At 68.3% G+C, this 18,318-nt stretch carries 18 protein-coding genes and 1 riboswitch; of the genes, 11 read left to right on the top strand and 7 right to left on the bottom strand.

Annotated elements, in window-relative coordinates; translation table 11 throughout:
* Positions 1–92: 92 nt before the first annotated feature.
* On the bottom strand, positions 93–1,460 hold the full coding sequence (locus AAHA49_RS12640) for an MFS transporter (RefSeq protein WP_342038565.1): 1,368 nt from the start codon (positions 1,458–1,460) through the stop codon (positions 93–95).
* A 101-nt stretch (positions 1,461–1,561) separates the two neighbouring features.
* On the opposite strand from AAHA49_RS12640, the gene AAHA49_RS12635 reads away from it, so the two are divergent.
* The 3 genes from AAHA49_RS12635 to AAHA49_RS12625 all read left to right on the top strand — a co-directional run bounded on the left by AAHA49_RS12635 (position 1,562) and on the right by AAHA49_RS12625 (position 2,937).
* A complete protein-coding gene (locus AAHA49_RS12635; protein WP_339393626.1) occupies positions 1,562–1,960 on the top strand; it encodes a MarR family winged helix-turn-helix transcriptional regulator in 399 nt (132 codons plus the stop codon).
* 87 nt (positions 1,961–2,047) lie between these two features.
* The gene (locus AAHA49_RS12630) at positions 2,048–2,368 is read left to right on the top strand and encodes a putative quinol monooxygenase (RefSeq protein ID WP_339393625.1); all 321 of its coding nucleotides are present in this window, start codon (positions 2,048–2,050) and stop codon (positions 2,366–2,368) included.
* A 26-nt stretch (positions 2,369–2,394) separates the two neighbouring features.
* Positions 2,395–2,937 (top strand): hypothetical protein, encoded by a 543-nt coding sequence (locus tag AAHA49_RS12625; RefSeq protein WP_339393624.1) that lies wholly within the window; start codon positions 2,395–2,397, stop codon positions 2,935–2,937.
* Positions 2,938–2,940: 3 nt separating this feature from the next.
* Here AAHA49_RS12625 and AAHA49_RS12620 read toward each other — a convergent pair whose 3' ends face one another.
* From AAHA49_RS12620 to AAHA49_RS12600, 5 genes are all read right to left on the bottom strand, one after another.
* Positions 2,941–3,786, bottom strand: coding sequence for an energy-coupling factor transporter transmembrane component T family protein (locus tag AAHA49_RS12620; protein ID WP_339393623.1), 846 nt, complete (start codon positions 3,784–3,786; stop codon positions 2,941–2,943).
* Complete coding sequence (locus tag AAHA49_RS12615; protein ID WP_339393622.1) at positions 3,770–5,248, bottom strand: ABC transporter ATP-binding protein; 1,479 nt, start codon at positions 5,246–5,248, stop codon at positions 3,770–3,772. The genes AAHA49_RS12620 and AAHA49_RS12615 overlap by 17 nt, the downstream gene beginning before the upstream one ends.
* Positions 5,248–5,868 carry an ECF transporter S component gene (locus AAHA49_RS12610; protein ID WP_339393621.1) on the bottom strand — a complete coding sequence of 207 codons (621 nt, stop codon included), beginning with the start codon at positions 5,866–5,868 and terminating at the stop codon, positions 5,248–5,250. Before AAHA49_RS12610 ends, AAHA49_RS12615 begins: the two co-directional genes overlap by 1 nt.
* Positions 5,869–5,893: 25 nt before the next feature.
* A riboswitch (TPP riboswitch) is annotated at positions 5,894–6,002 on the bottom strand.
* A gap of 39 nt (positions 6,003–6,041) precedes the next feature.
* Entirely contained in the window at positions 6,042–7,019 is a 978-nt protein-coding gene (locus AAHA49_RS12605; RefSeq protein WP_339393620.1) for a universal stress protein, read from the bottom strand.
* Positions 7,020–7,308: 289 nt separating this feature from the next.
* On the bottom strand, positions 7,309–7,848 hold the full coding sequence (locus AAHA49_RS12600) for a DUF4916 domain-containing protein (RefSeq protein WP_339393619.1): 540 nt from the start codon (positions 7,846–7,848) through the stop codon (positions 7,309–7,311).
* Positions 7,849–8,063: 215 nt separating this feature from the next.
* On the opposite strand from AAHA49_RS12600, the gene AAHA49_RS12595 reads away from it, so the two are divergent.
* From AAHA49_RS12595 to glpK, 8 genes are all read left to right on the top strand, one after another.
* On the top strand, positions 8,064–9,560 hold the full coding sequence (locus AAHA49_RS12595; RefSeq protein ID WP_342038564.1) for an MmgE/PrpD family protein: 1,497 nt from the start codon (positions 8,064–8,066) through the stop codon (positions 9,558–9,560).
* Positions 9,560–10,465, top strand: coding sequence for a methylisocitrate lyase (prpB, locus tag AAHA49_RS12590; protein ID WP_342038563.1), 906 nt, complete (start codon positions 9,560–9,562; stop codon positions 10,463–10,465). Before AAHA49_RS12595 ends, prpB begins: the two co-directional genes overlap by 1 nt.
* Entirely contained in the window at positions 10,462–11,583 is a 1,122-nt protein-coding gene (locus tag AAHA49_RS12585) for a bifunctional 2-methylcitrate synthase/citrate synthase (protein ID WP_342038562.1), read from the top strand. Before prpB ends, AAHA49_RS12585 begins: the two co-directional genes overlap by 4 nt.
* Positions 11,584–11,585: 2 nt before the next feature.
* Positions 11,586–12,389 (top strand): enoyl-CoA hydratase/isomerase family protein, encoded by an 804-nt coding sequence (locus AAHA49_RS12580; protein WP_342038561.1) that lies wholly within the window; start codon positions 11,586–11,588, stop codon positions 12,387–12,389.
* Positions 12,390–12,419: 30 nt separating this feature from the next.
* Entirely contained in the window at positions 12,420–13,385 is a 966-nt protein-coding gene (locus AAHA49_RS12575) for a Ppx/GppA phosphatase family protein (RefSeq protein WP_339393614.1), read from the top strand.
* A gap of 181 nt (positions 13,386–13,566) precedes the next feature.
* The gene (locus AAHA49_RS12570; RefSeq protein ID WP_342038560.1) at positions 13,567–15,237 is read left to right on the top strand and encodes a glycerol-3-phosphate dehydrogenase/oxidase; all 1,671 of its coding nucleotides are present in this window, start codon (positions 13,567–13,569) and stop codon (positions 15,235–15,237) included.
* A 47-nt stretch (positions 15,238–15,284) separates the two neighbouring features.
* The gene (locus tag AAHA49_RS12565) at positions 15,285–16,007 is read left to right on the top strand and encodes an MIP/aquaporin family protein (protein WP_342038605.1); all 723 of its coding nucleotides are present in this window, start codon (positions 15,285–15,287) and stop codon (positions 16,005–16,007) included.
* A 57-nt stretch (positions 16,008–16,064) separates the two neighbouring features.
* Positions 16,065–17,597, top strand: a complete 1,533-nt coding sequence (gene glpK / locus AAHA49_RS12560; protein ID WP_342038559.1) for a glycerol kinase GlpK — start codon at positions 16,065–16,067, stop codon at positions 17,595–17,597.
* A gap of 91 nt (positions 17,598–17,688) precedes the next feature.
* On the opposite strand, the gene AAHA49_RS12555 is transcribed toward glpK, so the two are convergent.
* Positions 17,689–18,228, bottom strand: coding sequence for a GNAT family N-acetyltransferase (locus AAHA49_RS12555; RefSeq protein WP_342038558.1), 540 nt, complete (start codon positions 18,226–18,228; stop codon positions 17,689–17,691).
* Positions 18,229–18,318 lie beyond the last annotated feature (90 nt).

The following is an 18,318-nucleotide window of genomic DNA, read 5'->3' as shown; positions in this document are numbered from 1 at the left end:
CCCTCCTGGTTAAAGTCGCTATGAGTAAAACCTAATGGCTCGAGCATAGCAACAAAGACTCGCCGTGAGTCAAACTAGGAGGGTGAGGCTCGTCACTGAGGAGCGACGGCGGCTGTCCGTGGAACGAGCAGTGCGACTCCGAGGCCGAGGGCGATGATGACGGCGATTCCCATCATCGCCGTAGTCAGCTGCGGAGACGAGACGGCCGAGGTGAGAGCGATGAGCAGGGCCAGGCCGATCGCGCCGCCGATCTGCTGCCCCGCTGTCGCCAGCCCTCCCGCGTAGCCCTGGGCCGATTCGTCGACTCCCGTCGTGGCGGTGGCGAACATCGTCGTGAAGACGATGCCCTGCCCGAGGCTGAAGACCAGCGTGAGCGCGACGAGGGTGACCCACTCGGTGTCCGCCCGGACGAACCGAGCGAATCCGGTCACGCCGAGGAGGCCGATGATCTGACCGCTGACGAGAGCGGTGCGCAGTCCGTACCGTGTCGCCAGTCGCGCCCCCGCCGTGGTGCCGAGCAGCACGCCGAGGCAGGGGATGACGAAGGCGAGGCCGGTGACCGCCGGGCCGAGTCCCCGTGTGTCCTGGAGATAGAGCGTGAGGAAGTAGGCCGTCGCGCCGAATCCTGCCATGAAGAGGAAGGTCGACGCAGTTCCGGTGGCCAGATGGCGGTTGCGGAACATCCCGAGATCGAGCAGCGGGTTGCCGGTCCGCGACTCGACGAAGAGCATGACGACGATCGCGGCGAGGCCGAGCCCCAAGCAGAGCAGGGTCGCCGGTGCTGTCCATCCGGATTCGGCGGACAGCGTCAGGCCTGTGACGAGGAGGATCGCCGAGGCGGTCGTGAGTATCGCCCCGGGAGCGTCGAGTCCGCGCAGTCGGGGGTGGCCGTCATCGGCGGGGACGGCGATGGCCGTGAGTGCGGCGATGAGTGCGATGAGCGGGATATTGACGGCGAAGATCGCCCTCCATCCCCAGGCGTCGGTGAGCACTCCGCCGAGGATGGAACCGAGCACCATGCCCGCCGAACCGGCCGCACCCCAGACGCCGAGCGCCCGGTTCCGTTCGGCGCCCTCGCGGAAGCCGACGCTGAGGAGCGCTAGCGTCGACGGCGCCAGCGCTGCTCCGCCGAGCCCCTGAATGCCGCGACCGGCGATGAGCATCCATTCGCCCACGGCGATCGTGCCGAACGCGGATCCGAGGGCGAAGAGGCTCAGACCGACGGCGAACATGCGTCTGCGCCCAAGGGCGTCCGTGAGCCTGCCGAAGAGGAGGAGGAAGCCGCCGAAGGCGATCGCGTAGGCGCTGACGACCCATTGCAGAGTCTGCGGGGAGAACCCCAGGCCGGCGATGTCGGGCAGGGCCACGAACACGATGTTGTAGTCGAGGCCGATGAGCAGTTGGGCGAGCCCGAGGGCTGCCAGCAGACCGAGCTTCGAGCGGGTGGGAGTTGCCGGCATCGTCATCCTCCAAATAGTCCGAGTTAGGATAATACGAAGTCTAAACATATAATCCGAACTGTGACTATATGAATTCGGATGAATTCTGCTAGGGTCGAGGTATGAGCACGGATGTCGAACTCTGCGGTCTCGTCGCGCGCCTCAACCAGCGATTGGATTCGCATGTCCGAAGGGTTGCCGACCGACTCGGCATCACAGCGTCCCAGGCGATCGCTCTGCGCGAGCTGGGGGAGCCGATGCGTCTGACAGCGCTCGCCGAACACATGAGCTGCGAGACGTCGAACGCCGGTTACGTCGTCGACCGGATGGAGGACCAGGGCCTCGTCGAACGTCTTCCCGACCCCGGGGACCGTCGTGCCAAACTCCTCTCACTCACCGAGGCGGGGCTGCGGTGCCGCGGGAACGTGCTGCAGGCGCTGTCCGAGCAGGCCCCCGTCGAGGCGCTCAGTGCCGAGGAGAGAGACTCCCTCGTCGCGCTTCTGCGCCGGGCCACGGCCTGAGGGACTCGTCAAAGCGGCTTGTTCGTGATTGGCTGGACGAAGCCGACCGGACAGGCCCACAGCCGGTCCCAGACACAGAGGAGAGCCATGATCTTCATCGTCGCGAAATTCGACGTCAAGCCCGAGAACGCCGAGTCCTTCCCCGCCGTGGTCGAGGACTTCACGAAGGGCACCCGCGCGGAGCCGGGCAATCTCTGGTTCGAGTGGTCGCGCAGCCTGGAGGCGCCCAACGAATACGTGCTCATCGAGGCGTTCACCGATGAGGGCGCCGAGCCGCACGTCAACAGCGACCACTTCGCCGCCGGCCTCGAGTCGATGCGGCCGCTGCTCGCCTCGACCCCGAAGATCATCTCCCGCCGGATCGACGGCGAGGGCTGGGACGAGATGGGCGAACTCGTCATCGACTGAGAACTGCTCCGGCCTAGACTGCTTCCATGGCGACGAAACCGCAGAACATCGAGTCCATCGAGAAGGCCCTCGGCGAGCCCTGGGCCCAGACCCGGGAGCGCCTCGAGAAGGCCGGAGGGAAGGACGCGAGCCACAAGGAGCTCGCCGACGCCCTCTACCCGCAGTTCGACGGAGTCGTGGCCAACCACGGCTGGTGGGTCCAGGGCGCCGTCGTCGCCTACGAGCAGGAGATCGGCCGCCGGGTGCCCGGCCAGCGCGCCGACGGCACCTTCGACGTCGCCGTCTCCCGAACCGTGCCGGGGGAGCGGGGCGAGGTCATCGACCGCTTCGCAGCTCTCATTGACGGCAGCCTCGGCGGGGTCGACCTCGATGGGCAGCCGCGCGTGTCGACGACACCCAAGCGCTCCTTCTGGAGGGCGAACCTCGTCGACGGCACGAAGATCGAAGCCGCCGCCGAACCGAAGGGCGACGACCGCACAGTGCTTGCGCTCACCGCATCGAAACTGCCCAGCGCCGAGGCGCTCGAGGAGCGGCGGGCCCAGCTCAAGGACCTCATCGCACAGGTGTGAGCCTTATCCGGGAATGATCGGATTCCACGTCCCCAGCACGTGAGCTGCGACGATCGCCGTCACCGTGACCGCGAGGGCGAGCACGACGATGACGAGGTCGGCGAGACCGAAGTGCGACCGCCTCCGCCAGGTCCTGCCTCGGCGCCCGAAGGCACGGCCCTCCATCGCCATCGCCAGCGTCGTCCCGCGCCGGATCGACTGGATGAGGAGGACGAAGATGCCGGCGAAGAGAGAGCCGGTGCGCCGCACGATCGACCCGCCGGCCAGCCCGCGGGCGCGTCGCGCCATCGACAGGGTCTGCCATTCGGTGACGAGGAGGCCGAGCAGGCGGGAGGCCGCGAGCACGGAGACGACGACCGTCTCCGGGAGCCGCAGACGCTGGACGAGGGCATCCGAGAGATCCCGGGGATCGATCGTCGAGGCGAGGACGACGAGTGGGACGGCGAGCGCGAGCGCGCGGACGAAGATCGCCGCGGCGGACTCCAGCGACCCCGTCGTCATGAGGATCGGGCCGACATCGACGACCACGGCACCGGTCTTCTCCGCCAGTATCGCCGTGCCCCAGGCCGCGAGGAGTGCGCCCAGAGGCAGGAACCACAGGCGCTTGAGCGCCGCCCACAGATCGAGCCCGGTCAGGGGCAGGGCGAGAAGCGAGAAGGCGAGGACGACGCCGGCGGAGACGAGGTCGATGCTCAGCAGGGCACCGACCATGAGGATGAGGGCGACGGCGATCTTCGACAGCGGATTGCACCGGACCAGCGCGGTGCTGCGCACAACGGGGATGAGCTGACCGGGATCCTCGACGGCGACCCTCTCACGGGCAGTCACGGTCTCACTCAACGCGCTCACCCTCCAGGGACCGCTCCGCCGACCCGAGGACGATGCGCCGCCCCCCGATCGCGGTGAGGAAGTCATCGTCGTGGCTGACGGCGATGACGGCGCTGCCATGATCGAGGACGTCGCGGAAGAGCTCGACGAGGCCCGCCCAGGTCAGCGCATCCTGCCCGAACGTCGGTTCGTCGACGATGAGGATCTGCGGCCGCGGGGCGATCATCGCCGCCACCGACAGTCGCCGCTTCTCCCCACCGGAGAGCCCCTGCGGGTGCGCGTGGGCGACAGCGCCCAGCCCGAGCGTCCCGAGCAGGCTCTCCACCCGCGCCTCGACCTCGGCGGCCGGCCATCCGGCCAGGCGCGGACCGAGCGCGAGCTCGTCGTGCACGCTGCCTTTGAGGAACTGGTGCTCGGGCTCCTGGAAGACCATGCCGATGCGCGGGGCGAGGAACGCAGACGGCCAGCGGAACGGGCGGCCGTGCTTCGCGCCCTCGGCCAGCGGGCCGTGCGCGCGCACCTCACCGGAGAACTCCTCGACGAGTCCGGCCAGGGTCAGTGCCGTCGTCGACTTGCCCGCCCCGTTGGGTCCGACGATGCCGACCGCCTCACCGGCTGAGACCTCGAGGCTGAGGTCCGTGGCCGCAGGTGCGTGGGCGCGCGGTCGGGCGACGCTGAGTCCGGAGGCCGTCAGCAGCACGGGCGCCGAGGCGGCCGGTGCCCGATCCGGTGCGACCGGTGACTGCGCGGAGGGCAGCCAGATGCCCGAGGCCCGCAGCGCCTCGGCGAGTTCGGGATCACCGAACACCGCGACCGGACTGCCCTGGGCGAGCAGTCCGTCCCGGCCGAGGACGATGACGGTGTCGACGAACTCGGCCCACAGGCTCACCCGATGCTCGACGACGATCATCGTCGCCGAGGTGACCGCGGCCGCCGTGAGCACGGCATCGCGCACCGATGCCGCCGAGGCGGGGTCGATGTTGGCCGTCGGTTCGTCGAGGACGATGACCTCGGGCGCCATCGCGTGGATGCCGGCAAGCGCAAGACGTTGCTTCTGGCCCCCTGAGAGCGCCGCCGTGGGATGGTCGGTGGGCAGGTCGAGGCCCATCGCGGCCAGCGACGACCCGATGCGCTCGTCGATGACCTCGACCGGCAGGCCGAGGTTCTCCATGCCGAAGGCGACGTCGTCGCCGACGCGAGAGAAGATCACCTGCGAATCGGGGTCCTGGAGGACGAGCCCGGTGACACCTCGGCGGGGGTCAGGGGCATCGTCGCCGATGAGGATCTCACCGGTGGACTCTCCGGCCTCGACGGGCAGGACCCCGGCGATCGCATGGAGCAGCGTCGACTTCCCCGCCCCTGACGGGCCGAGGAGGAGGACCTTCTCTCCGGCGGCGATGTCGAGGTCGAGGGGACCGATCGCGGCAGCGTCCCGATCGGCGTGCCGCCACGAGAAGCCGCGGGCGCGGACCGGCAGACCCATCAGCGCATGCGGCCGGAGGCGAACGAGCTCAGCGCCCCGGTCTTCGCGATCGCGCGGTAGGCATACCAGGCGCCGATGCCGGAGATGACGATGCCGGAGACGATCGCACATGCGGCGTAGGCGAACTGGTAGGTCAGCTGCCATTCGGCGTTGTAGAGGATGTTCTCGCTCACCGCCATGAAGGCCGCTGCGACGAGACCGGACAGCGTCGTCACCCACAGGGTGAACTTCCGGTAGCCGAAGGCCGCGAAGACGAGTTCGGCGCCGAGGCCCTGGATGAAGCCCGAGAGCAGCACGGTCGAGCCGAAGTGGGAGCCGAGGACGCCTTCGACGAGGGCGGCGAGGACCTCGCACAGGAGCGCGGCACCCGGTTTGCGGATGATCGCCCCGGCCAAGGGACCGGCGAGCACCCACAGGCCGGCGATGAGCCCGATCGAGGGCGGGAAGGCTTGGAAGCCGAGTTCGATGACCTTCCAGCTCGCCGCGAGCACCCAGAAGATCAGGCCCACGGCGATGCCGAGGACGGCGGTGACGACGTAGTCGACGACCCGCCACTTCTTCGTCGGCGGGGCCTGGGTGTACGCGGGTGCGGATGTCGCGGGCGCGGTGGTGTTCGGCATTGTGCCTCCTCGTATCTCAAGGAGGGGTAGAAGAGTCTCGACTTCCTTCGGCGGTGCTAACCGCATCAGGTTCGAGGGTCTGCAGCATCATCTGCACTCTCAGCGCCCCTGCTGGCGCTCCCCTGTCGTGTGGGCACCACTGTACAACACGACCACCGGCCCGCAGGCCCGTCTCAGCTGGGGACGATCATCACCGGGCCTTCGGCATGGTGGAGGACTCCGCGGGAGACCGAACCGAGGAGCGCGGACTTCACCGCGCCGCGGCCCCGGGTGCCGAGCACCGTGAGCTGGGCCCGCTTCGTGGCCTCCGAGAGCATCGAGACCGCATCCCCGACGACCACCGAGGTGGAGATCGGCAGACCAGGGAACTGCTCGCCGAGGGCATCGGCCTCCGTCGAGAGGGCGGTCTCGAGCTGCTTCTGCCGACGGTCTGCGACATCCCCGCCGACCTCGAGATCGGGGTACCAGTAGAGCCATTCCTCACCGGCCGGCAGCACCGAGACGATCTCGAGGCCCGTCTGCCTGGAGGAGGCCACCTCGGCGGCGGTGAACATCGCGATCCGGGCGGCCTCGGAGCCGTCGACGGCGACGACGACCGATCCGCTCGAGTCCTCACGGCGGGCGGAGTGCTTGGGCACGACGATCGTCGGGCAGTGCGAATGGGGCGGCAGGGCTGTCGAGACCGAGCCGAGCATGCGGCCGATGAAGCCGCCGCGACCGCGGGCGCCGACGATGAGGACCTCGGCGTTCGAGCTCAGTCGCACGAGCACGCCTGCGGCGTCGCCGGACTCGGCGGCGTAAGTGACCTGTCCGGGATGGTCGCGCAGGAGGTCGGCCGCCTCGGCGAGCAGCTTCTCCGCTCCGCGCATCGCGGCCTCGTCCTCGGGTTCGGAGGGGATCGAGGCCATGTTCGGGTAGATCATCAGCGGCATCGTGAACGCGGTGACCACCGTGAGCTGAACGCCGCGGTGGAGTGCCTCGGCGGCGCCGTAGCGCAGGGCCAGGGCTGCGAGCTCCGAGCCGTCGAAGCCGACGAGGACGCCGAGTTCGCGGTTGAGCCCGGATTCGTCGGGTCGGGGATCGGCGGCCCGGTCGTCGGTCGGGTTCGCGGCGGCCTGGCGGGTGGGGATCCGATGGGAGTCGGCGTTCATGGCAGTCCTCTCGACGGGGCCTGACCAACCCTGACGATGACGACGGCCCCGAAAACCACATCCGTCCTCGTCGACTTCAGTCTATCAGGGCGTTTCTACAGCGTGTAGAAAAGTCGCCGAGGCGGCCGCGGGGGTTGCCGTGCGACCGCCGGGTTGCTGTGGGTGTGTCGGGGTGTCGAGTTCTGGACCCTCGGTGTCGATTCTGGTCGCGGAAATCGACACTCAGCGTCCAGGAGTCGTGGGCGCCGCGCGCGAATCGCACAGTGCGCTCTCGGCGGAGGGCGCTGCCTCAGGTGGGGAAGCCGAGGTAGGTGAGCGCGGTGCGCAGGATGTGCTCCTGTCCGTGGCGGAGTTCGGCGACGATGTCCTCGCGCAGTGCTTCCTCGGGGGTGAGCCAGTCGAGGCTGAGTGCGTCGGCCCTTGGCGTGCATTCGCCGCGGACCTCCATGATGAAGCACATCGAGATCGCATGCTGGCGGGGGTCGTGGAGCAACGAGGTGCCCTCGGTGGGGAAGTACTCGGCGATCTGGAAGGGTGTGATGGCCGGCGGGACGACGGGCAGGGCGAGTGGGCCGAGGTCGTTCTCCGCATGCCGCAGCAGCGCCTGGCGGATGGACTCGTGGTAGCGGATCCGTCCGCCGATGACCTCCCGGCCGAGGACGCCGTCGTCGAGGCTGCGCAGGAGCAGGCCGATCCGTTCGACGTTGCCGGCCTCGCCCACGCGGACCGGAACGGCATTGACATAGGGGATGGGGAGACGGCGGCGGACCTGGGCGAACTCGTTGTCGTCGAACCAGTTCTCGTCGAAGTCGAGGGCAGTGCGGGTCATACCCAGATTGTGTCACAGTTCACCCTGCCCGATCGGCACGGTCCCGCCCCACCCGGGGGTGGTGGCCGGGAACACCCGTCGGGTAAAGTATCTTGACGTCAAGATAAAACTCCGGCCGGGCCGCATCCCCGAAGTGACGTGGCCTACAGTTGAGTCAACCACTCGCAGGCCTGCAGCGGTTCCGCCGCGGTCAAGGACGATTGAAGGGATTATCCATGATTGATCATGAGGTCCGTACCCACAAGAGCTCAGAGAACCTCGCACGCGAAGACCAGCTCGCCTGGAAGATCGCCGAGGTCGCCTCCGACCCGACGCCCGTGGAGCCGGAGGTCACCGAGATGGTGATCAACCGCGTCATCGACAACGCCGCGGTCGCTGCCGCCTCGGTCAACCGCTCGGCCCCCACCCACGCCCGTGAGCAGGCACAGGCTCACCCCTACACGCCCGGCGCGACGATCTTCGGCCTGCCGCTTGCCGACCGCTTCTCCCCGGAGTGGGCGGCCTGGGCCAACGGCGTGGCCGTGCGCGAACTCGACTTCCACGACACCTTCCTCGCCGCCGAGTACTCCCACCCCGGCGACAACATCCCGCCCGTCCTCGCCGTCGCCCAGCACATGGGCATCGCCGGACCCGACCTCATCAACGGCATCGCCACCGGCTATGAGATCCAGGTCGACCTCGTCAAGGGCATGAGCCTGCACGAGCACAAGATCGACCACGTCGCCCACCTCGGGCCCTCGGCCGCCGCCGGCATCGGCGCGATGCTCCACCTGCCCACCGAGGTCACCTTCCAGGCGATCCAGCAGGCCCTGCACGTGACCACGGCGACCCGTCAGTCCCGCAAGGGCGAGATCTCCTCGTGGAAGGCCCACGCTCCCGCGTTCGCGGGCAAGATGGCCGTCGAAGCCGTCGACCGTGCGATGCGCGGCGAAGGCGCGCCGAACCCGATCTACGAAGGCGAGGACGGTGTCATCGCCTGGATCCTCTCGGGCCCCGACGCCCGCTACACGATCCCGCTGCCGGCCAAGGGCGAAGCCAAGCGCGCGATCCTCGACACCTACACCAAGGAGCACTCCGCCGAATACCAGGCGCAGGCGCTCATCGACCTCGCCCGCAAGCTCGGCGGGGAGATCGAGGACCTGTCGACGATCAAGCGCATCGTCATCCACACCTCGCACCACACCCACAACGTCATCGGCACCGGTGCGAACGACCCGCAGAAGATGGACCCTAAGGCCAGCCGGGAGACCCTCGACCACTCGATCATGTACATCTTCGCCGTGGCGCTCGAGGACCGCGGCTGGCACCACGAGGACTCGTACTCGCCCGAACGCGCGGGACGTCCCGAGACCGTGGCCCTGTGGCACAAGATCGAGACGACCGAGGACCCTGAGTGGACCCGCCGCTACCACTCGACCGATCCGAACGAGAAGGCCTTCGGCGGTCGCGTGGAGATCGAGTTCGAGGACGGGTCGACGCTGACCGACGAGATCGCCGTCGCCGACGCCCACCCGCTCGGCGCCCGCCCGTTCGTCCGTGCGAACTACGTCGAGAAGTTCCGCACCCTGTCCGAGGGCATCCTCACCGAGGCGGAGGCCAACCGCTTCCTCGACCTCGCCGAGAACCTCGAGAGCCTCGACGCCGCCGGCGTCGGCCAGCTCAGCTTCGCAGTCGAGGGACTGAAGCACAGCGGTTCGAAGGGCATCTTCTGATGCTCGGGGCCACGACGACACCGGCCGAACGCCGGGTCCGCTTCCGGGAGCTGCTGGCAGGTGACGAGATCGTCCAGTTCCCCGGGGCGATCAACCCGATCAACGCACAGATCATCGAGCAGATCGGCTTCGAGGGCGTCTACATCTCCGGCGGCGCGTTCTCCGCGGCCATGGGTGTGCCCGACATCGGTCTGACCACCCTCACCGAGGTGGCCGACCACGGTCGTGCGATCGCCCGGGTGACGAACCTGCCGACCTTCATCGACGCCGACACCGGCTGGGGTGAGGCGATGAACGTCGCCCGCACCGTCCAGGAGTTCGAGGACGCCGGGATCTCCGGGATGCACCTCGAGGACCAGGTCAACCCGAAGCGCTGCGGCCACCTCGACGGCAAGGAGGTGGTGACGACGGTGGAGATGAACAAGCGCATCGCCGCCGCCGTCAAGGGCCGCCGGGACGAGAACTTCGTCATCTGCGCCCGCACCGACTCCCGTGCCGGTGAGGGTCTTAACGCCGCGATCGACCGGGCGAAGGCCTACGTCGATGCGGGAGCCGACATGATCTTCCCCGAGGCGATGCGGGACCTCGGCGAATTCGAGCGATTCGCCGCCAGCGTCGACGTGCCGATCCTGGCGAACATGACGGAATTCGGAAAGAGCGAACTGTTCACCACAGAGCAGTTGGCGAATGTCGGGGTCAAACTCGTGATCTACCCGGTCACGACCCTGCGCATCGCCATGGGTGCGATCAAATCGGGCCTGCAGACGATTCGGGACAAGGGCACTCAGGTGGACCTGCTCGAGGGGATGCAGACCCGGGCGGACCTCTACGACACCATCGACTACGCCGCGTACAACGACTTCGACGCGGCCGTATTCAACTTCTCACAGGAGGGTCACCAGTGACCGAAGAAATCAGGAAGGGCCTCGCCGGCGTCGTCGTCGACACCACGGCCATCTCGAAGGTAGTCCAGGAAACCAACTCGCTGACCTACCGCGGGTACCCCGTCCAGGAGCTCGCCGCCAAACGCAGCTTCGAGGACGTCGCCTACCTCATCTGGAACGGCGAACTGCCCACCGAGGAACAGCTGGCGGAGTTCAAGGCCCGTGAGCACGCCCAGCGTGAGATCTCGCCCGAACTCATCGACATCATCCTCGCCCTGCCCACCGACGCCCACCCCATGCACGTCGTGCAGACCGCGGTCGCCTACCTCGGCGCCGTCGATCCCGAGGCGGATGCGGAAGGTCCCGAGGCCAACCTCGCCAAGGCCGAGCGCCTCTACGCGCAGCTGCCGACGATCGTCGCGATCGACCACCGTCGCCGGCACGGACTCGACCCCGTGGCTCCGACGACCGACCTGGACTATGCGGCGAACTTCTTCAAGATGGTCTTCGACGAGGTGCCCGCCGAGGAGGTCGTGCGCAGCTTCGACATCTCGATGATCCTCTACGCCGAGCACTCGTTCAACGCCTCGACGTTCACCGCCCGCGTCATCACCTCGACGACCTCCGACCTGTACTCGGCGGTCGCCGGTGCCGTCGGCGCGCTCAAGGGACCCCTGCACGGCGGGGCGAACGAAGCGGTCATGGAGATGCTCGAGGAGGTCGGCACCGCCGACAAGGCGTCTGCGTGGATCGACGACGCCCTGGCGCGCAAGGCGAAGATCATGGGCTTCGGACACCGCGTGTACAAGAACGGCGACTCGCGCGTGCCCACCATGCGCAAGGCGTTCGAGGAGATGGCCGAGGTCAAGGGCGCGACCGAGCTCCTCGACCTCTACAACACCTTCGAAGAGGACTTCGTCTCCCGCAAGGGCATCTACCCGAACCTCGACTACCCGTCAGGTCCGGCGTACCACCTCATGGGCTTCGACACCGAGCAGTTCACGCCGATCTTCGTCATGGCCCGCATCACCGGGTGGACGGCGCACATCCTCGAACAGCAGGCGTCGAACGCGCTCATCCGCCCGCTCAGCGCCTACGACGGGCAGCCTCAGCGCGAAGTCCCGGACACCCGGGGCTGAGCATGAGCACCGACGGTCGGCCCGCACAGGGCCGGTACCGTCCGGTCGATCTCGAGGGTTTCGACTTCACCGTCACCGGTGGGGTCGGAACCCTCGTTCTCGATCGGACCGACAAACGCAACGCCCTGTCCCGGGCGATGTGGCGGACCCTGCCGGAGATCGTGGCCGGCGTCGACGCCGATGACACGATCGGGGCGCTGATCATCACCGGCGCCGGCGGGCACTTCTCCGCCGGGTCCGACATCGCCGACCTCGACGTCCCCATCGCCGACTTCTGGGAGCTCAACTCCTCCGCCGAGGCGGCCGTGGCCTCGGCGCGCACCGTGACCATCGCCGCGATCGAGGGCAACTGCGTGGGCGGGGGCACGGAGATCGCCGCCGCCTGCGACATCCGCATCGCCGCCCCCGGGTCGATCTTCGGGGTCACGGCCGCGAAGCTCGGTCTCGTCTACCCGCCGGGGCCCACGAAGAGCCTGGCCCGTGTGCTCGGCGACGCGTGGGCACGGTATCTGCTGCTCACGGCCTCGATCGTCGACTTCGAGACGATGCGGGGCATCGGCTTCATCCACGAGACCGCCGATGACCCACTCACCCGCGCCCGGGCGCTGGGGGAGCGCATCGCCTCCCTGTCACAGCTCAGTCAGATCGGGGCCAAAGCCGTCCTCGACGGAGACTTCGACGGGGGCGAGACCCCACCCGCCTGGCTCGATGAGGCCTACCGGGCGGAGATCGCCCGCGGGCAGGAGGCGTTCTTCGCCAAGAAGACCCCCGAATTCGGCTTCAGGACAGGGGACTGGCGGGCCTGAGAGGGCCCTGGTGCGGGATACACTGAGCGAATGCGCCTCGCCGTCCTCGATATCGGATCCAACAGCGTCCACCTCCTCGTCGTCGATGCCCACGTCGGGGCACCGCCGCTGCCGGCGACCTCGCACAAGGAGATCCTCCGCCTCGCCGAGTTCCTCGGTCCCGACGGCGCGATCGACGACGCCGGGCAGCAGCGCCTGCGGGACTTCGTCGCCGAAGCCGTGGAGATCGCCGAAGACCAGGGGGCGGAGCAGATCCTCGCCTTCGCCACCTCGGCGGTGCGCGACGCCCCCAACGGTCAGGCGCTCATCGACTCGATCAGCACGCAGCTGGGCGTGACGCTGACCGTGATGTCCGGCAAGGACGAAGCCCGGGTGACGTTCCTCGCCGCCCGCCGCTGGTTCGGTTGGTCGGCGGGCAAGATCCTCCTCCTCGACATCGGCGGGGGCTCGCTCGAGATCGCCGCCGGCCAGGACGAGTACCCGCAGGCCGCGGTCTCCGTCCCGCTCGGGGCCGGACGCACCTACGCCGACTTCCTGCCCGGGGAGAGACCGAGCGCCGAGGACATCCACCGGCTGCGCAAACACGCCCGCGCCCAGATCGGGCGCATCGCCGGCAAGATCAACCGGGTGGGCGCCCCCGACCACGTCGTCGGCTCCTCGAAGACCTTCCGGTCCCTGGCCCGCATCGCCGGGGCCGCACCCAGCGGCGACGGCATCTACGTTCCCCGCAAGCTCTTCCGCCGCGACCTGCCCGGCATCATCGACACGCTAGCCGCCCGCACCCCTGAGGAGCGGGCGACCCTGCCCGGAGTCTCCGAGGCCCGCGCCGGTCAGGTGCTCGCCGGGGCCATCGTCGCCGAGGCGGCCTTCACGATCTTCGACATCGCGGTGATGAACATCTCCCCGTGGGCGCTGCGGGAGGGCATCATCATGCGCAGACTCGACCTGCTCGACTCCGCGGAGACCACCTCGGCGATGGGTCGGTCCGCGGACTGAAACGATGGCCCGCCTCACAGTGGGATCTGTTCCCATTTGCTCTCCGCACCCGATAGCCTGTGATTACCGGCCAGTCACCTAGGTCGGTTGCGACGGGGCAGATTCCCCGATCTCTGGAGGCACGACGACAATGCGAAACGGCGAGCTGTCCCCCTCGTTCCGTGAAGAATCCTTGCGCACCATGGAGGCGACGACTCCGAGCGATCCGCTCGACGTCTTCGTCGTCGGGGGAGGGGTGACGGGAGCCGGCTCCGCGTTCGACGCCGCCACCCGCGGGCTCAAGGTCGGCGTCGTCGACGCCCACGACTGGGCCTCGGGCACCTCCTCACGCTCCTCGAAGCTCATGCACGGCGGTCTGCGCTACCTCGAGATGCTCGACTTCAAACTCGTCGCCGAGGCGCTGAAGGAACGCGACCTGCTCCTCACGCACACCGCCCCCCACCTCGTCGAACCCGTGGCGTTCGTCTTCCCGTTCGAACACCGCCTCATCGACCGGGCCTTCATCGGCTCCGGCGTCCTCCTCTACGACACGATGGCGACCCGGCCCGGCCGCAAACGCGCCGTGCCCATGCACCGCCACCTCGGCAAGAAGGCGCTGAATGCGCACTTCCCGGGGCTCGCCGACGACGCCGCGGTCGGGGCGCTCGAATACTACGATGCGAAGGTCGACGACGCCCGCTTCGTCATGACCCTCGTGCGCTCCGCGGTCGCCTTCGGGGCGTCTGCGGCCAACCACGTCTCCGTCATCGACTACCTCCACGACGGCGACCGGGTCAACGGCGTGCGGGTGCGCGACGAGGTCTCCGGCCGCGAGTTCGACGTCTACGCGCGCCGGACGATCCTCGCCGGCGGCGTGTGGACCGAACAGCAGCAGGACCTCGCGAAGGCCGACGCCGGGCTCAAGGTGCTCGCCTCGAAGGGCATCCACATCACCGTCGACCAGGATAAGATCAAGGCCGACCCCGACACCGGCATCATCTCCAAGACCGAGAAGTCCGTCCTCTTCGTCATCCCCTGGGACGGGTACTGGGTCATCGGCACCACGGACACCCCGTGGAAGGAGGACGTCGCCGCCCCCGTCGCGACCTCCGACGACATCGACTACCTCATCGAACACGCCAACGCGATCCTCGAGAACAAGCTCAGCCGCGACGACGTCATCGGCGTCTACTCGGGCCTGCGCCCCCTGCTCCAGCCGGTGGAGAAGGACGGGGAGGCCTCGACGAAGGTCTCGCGTGAGCACACCGTCATGGAGGTCGAACCCGGCCTCTCGGCGATCGCCGGCGGCAAGTTCACCACCTACCGCGTCATGGCCGAGGACGCCGTCGACTTCGCCCTCGGCGAGGAGGCCGCCGACCGCACCTCCCTGACCGAATCCGTGCCGCTGCTCGGCGCGCAGGGGGTGGGCGCCGTCCGTCGCGGCCAGGCGGGCATCGCGGAGCGCTACGGCTGGGACGAGGCCCGGGTCAAGCGGCTCATCCGCCGCTACGGCACCCTGCTCGAGGACCTCCTCGACCTCATCGACGACAACCCCGAACTCGGTCAGCCGCTGCCGGGAGCCGAACGCTACCTCGGCGTCGAAGCCCACTATGCGGCCACCTCGGAAGGCGTCGTCCGCCTCGCCGACGTCCTCGAGCGCCGGATGCGGCTCAACTACGAGGTCAGGGACAGGGGACGGGACGCCGCCGAGGCGGTCGCCGAGATCATCGCCCCCGTCCTCGGCTGGGACGCGGCCCGGGTCGCGCAGGAGATCGCGGACTTCAACGCCCACGTCGACGCGCAGATCGCCGCGGAGTCGACCCATGACGACGCGGACGCGGCAGCGCTGGTCGTCGACAGCTGGACACCCTAGGTTTTCCCCACCCATCTCAACAAAGGAGTTCACACATCATGGGTCCGATCGGCACGATCCTCCTCCATGAGACGGCGGGCACAGCGATGCTGCTGCTGCTCGGCGTCGGCGTGGTCGCGAACGCGATCCTCGCGAAGACCAAGGGCAACGGCGGCGGCTGGCTGATGATCTCGTTCGGCTGGGGCCTCGCGGTCTTCGCCGGCGTCTACGTCGCCTACAAGTCCGGCGCGCACCTCAACCCGGCGGTGACGCTGGGCATCCTCTCCAGCGGCGCCACCGAATACGCCCCCGGGATCCCCATCACGGTGGGCACGACGTTCGCCTACCTCTTCGCGCAGCTCCTCGGTGCGACGATCGGTGCGATCCTCGCGTGGCTGGTCTACAAGAAGCACTACGACGCTGAGGGCGAACCGGGCAACATCCTCGGCACGTTCTCCACCGGGCCCGAGGTCCGCAGCTACGGGTGGAACATCCTCGCCGAGGTGATCGGCACCTTCGTCCTCGTCTTCATCATCCTCCTCTTCGGCGGCACCCCCAGCGGGCTCGGGCCCTTGGCGGTCGCCCTCGTCGTCGTCGTCATCGGCGCCTCCCTCGGCGGGCCGACCGGCTACGCGATCAACCCGGCCCGCGACCTCGGTCCGCGCATCGCGCACACGATCCTGCCGATCCCGAACAAGGGCAGCTCCGACTGGAGCTACGCGTGGGTGCCGATCGTCGGCCCCATCCTCGGCGGTGTGCTCGCCGGCCTCGTCTCCAACGCCTTCATCTGACCTGCACCCACTCAACGAGATCGGCGCAGCCCGTGCCGATCGGACACAGGAGTCTTCATGAGCCAGGACAAGTACATCCTCGCAATCGATCAGGGCACCACCTCCTCGCGGGCGATCGTCTTCGACCACGACGGCCAGATCGTCTCGAGCGGTCAGCTCGAACACGAGCAGATCTTCCCCCGCGCCGGCTGGGTCGAACACGACCCGAAGGAGATCATCCGCAACACGAACGAGGCCATCGGCCAGGCGCTGTCGCGGGCGAACATCAACCGCCACCAGCTCGAGGGCGTGGGCATCACCAACCAGCGCGAGACGACGGTGGTGTGGAACAAGAACACCGGTGAACCCGTCTACAACGCGATCGTGTGGCAGGACACCCGGACCCAGAAGATCGCCGACGAACTCGGCGGCGAGGAGGGAGCCGACAAGTACAAGGACCGTGTGGGGCTGCCGCTCGCGACCTACTTCGCCGGCCCCAAGGCCAAGTGGATCCTCGACAACGTCGACGGTGCACGAGAGGCCGCCGAGGCGGGCGACCTCCTCTTCGGCACCATGGACTCGTGGGTGCTGTGGAACCTCACGGGCGGGGTCAACGGCGGCGTCCACGTCACCGATGTCACCAACGCCTCGCGGACGATGCTCATGAACATCGACACCCTCGACTGGAACGCCGACATCGCCGCGGACATGACGATCCCGCTGTCGATGCTGCCGGAGATCAAGTCGTGTTCGGAGGTCTACGGGTACGGGGCGAAGAACACCCTGCTCATCGACACTCCGATCTGCGGCATCCTCGGCGACCAGCAGGCCGCGACCTTCGGGCAGGCGTGCTTCGAGAAGGGACAGGCGAAGAACACCTACGGCACGGGCAACTTCATGCTCATCAACACCGGCACCGAGCCGGTGGCGAGCAAGAACGGCCTGCTCACGACCGTGGCGTACAAGATCGGCGAGGACGACGCGGTCTACGCGCTCGAGGGTTCGGTGGCCGTCACCGGGTCGCTCGTCCAGTGGATCCGTGACAACCTCGGACTCATCAAGGACGCACCCGAGGTCGAGGTGCTCGCCAAGCAGGTCGAGGACAACGGCGGCTGCTACATCGTGCCCGCGTTCTCCGGTCTCTTCGCCCCGCACTGGGAATCCGACGCCCGCGGCGTCATCGTGGGGCTGACCCGGTATGTGAACAAGAACCACATCGCCCGGGCCGCCCTCGAATCGGTGGCCTTCCAGTCCCGTGAGGTCCTCGACGCGATGAACCTCGACTCCGGCGTCGAGCTCACCGAGCTCAAGGTCGACGGCGGCATGGTCGCCAACGAGACGCTCATGCAGTTCCAGGCCGACCTCCTCGGCGTGCCCGTCATCCGACCCGAGGTCATCGAGACCACGGCGCTCGGTGCCGCCTACGCGGCGGGCATCGCCGTGAAGTTCTGGAACGGCGAGGAGGACGTGAAGAACAACTGGCACGAGGACAAGCGCTGGGTGCCGGAGATGGACGACGAGACCGTCGCCCGCGTCTACCGCCTGTGGAACAAGGCCGTGGACAAGTCGAAGGGCTGGGTCGACGAGGACGTCGAGGAGCTCTACGGCTGACCCTGACTTCACCCGACGTCCCAAATTCGACCCGGCGCCGCATGACATTTGCGACGTCGGGTCGAATTTGTGTCCGCCGAGGCGGTCGGGCTCAGAGTTCGGCGGTGTAGATCCGCTCGGGGATCGGGGGCTGTGAGGCATCGCAGACATAGGTGATGTCCGTGCGCTGCCACCCCTGCTTCTCGTAGAAGCGCATCGCCCGGTCGTTGCCCTCGGCGACCATGAGGTAGGCGCGCGCGTATCCGTCGCGGCGGAGCTCGTCCTCGAGCGCTGCGAAGAGGACCTGGGCGACACCGGTGCCGAACGCCTCGGGGGCGAGGTTGATGTGGGCCAACTGCCCGAGCCCGGCGGTGGTGGGCAGACGATCGAGCACCTCGGCGGGGTCACGGGGAGCGCTCACCCCGCCGAAGCCGAGGACCCGGTCCGCGGAGACGACGACGAAGTTGCGGACCTGGTTGTCCGGGTCACTGAGCGCCCGGGTCCAGTTCGCGGCGAAGCGATCCTCGTCCAATCCGTCGAGGAACTCGTCGGCCATGATGCCGCGGTAGGCGGCCTGCCATGCGGAGAGGTGGATCTCGGCGAGGCGGGGGACGTCGTCGAGGTGGGCGGGACGGACGCTGGCAGGGATCATGGGCACAGACTATCCGGTCGCCTCGGCGGGAGTCATGGTCACCGGCGTTGGGCGTTTGGGAGGGAAACCGGAGACTCAGGACCCGTGAGG

Origin of the sequence: Brevibacterium ammoniilyticum (genome assembly GCF_038429965.1) — a bacterium.
In the GTDB taxonomy this organism is placed as follows: domain Bacteria; phylum Actinomycetota; class Actinomycetes; order Actinomycetales; family Brevibacteriaceae; genus Brevibacterium; species Brevibacterium ammoniilyticum.
The sequence above is the reverse complement of the archived record's forward strand: the minus strand, read 5'-3'. Positions and strand labels throughout refer to the sequence as shown.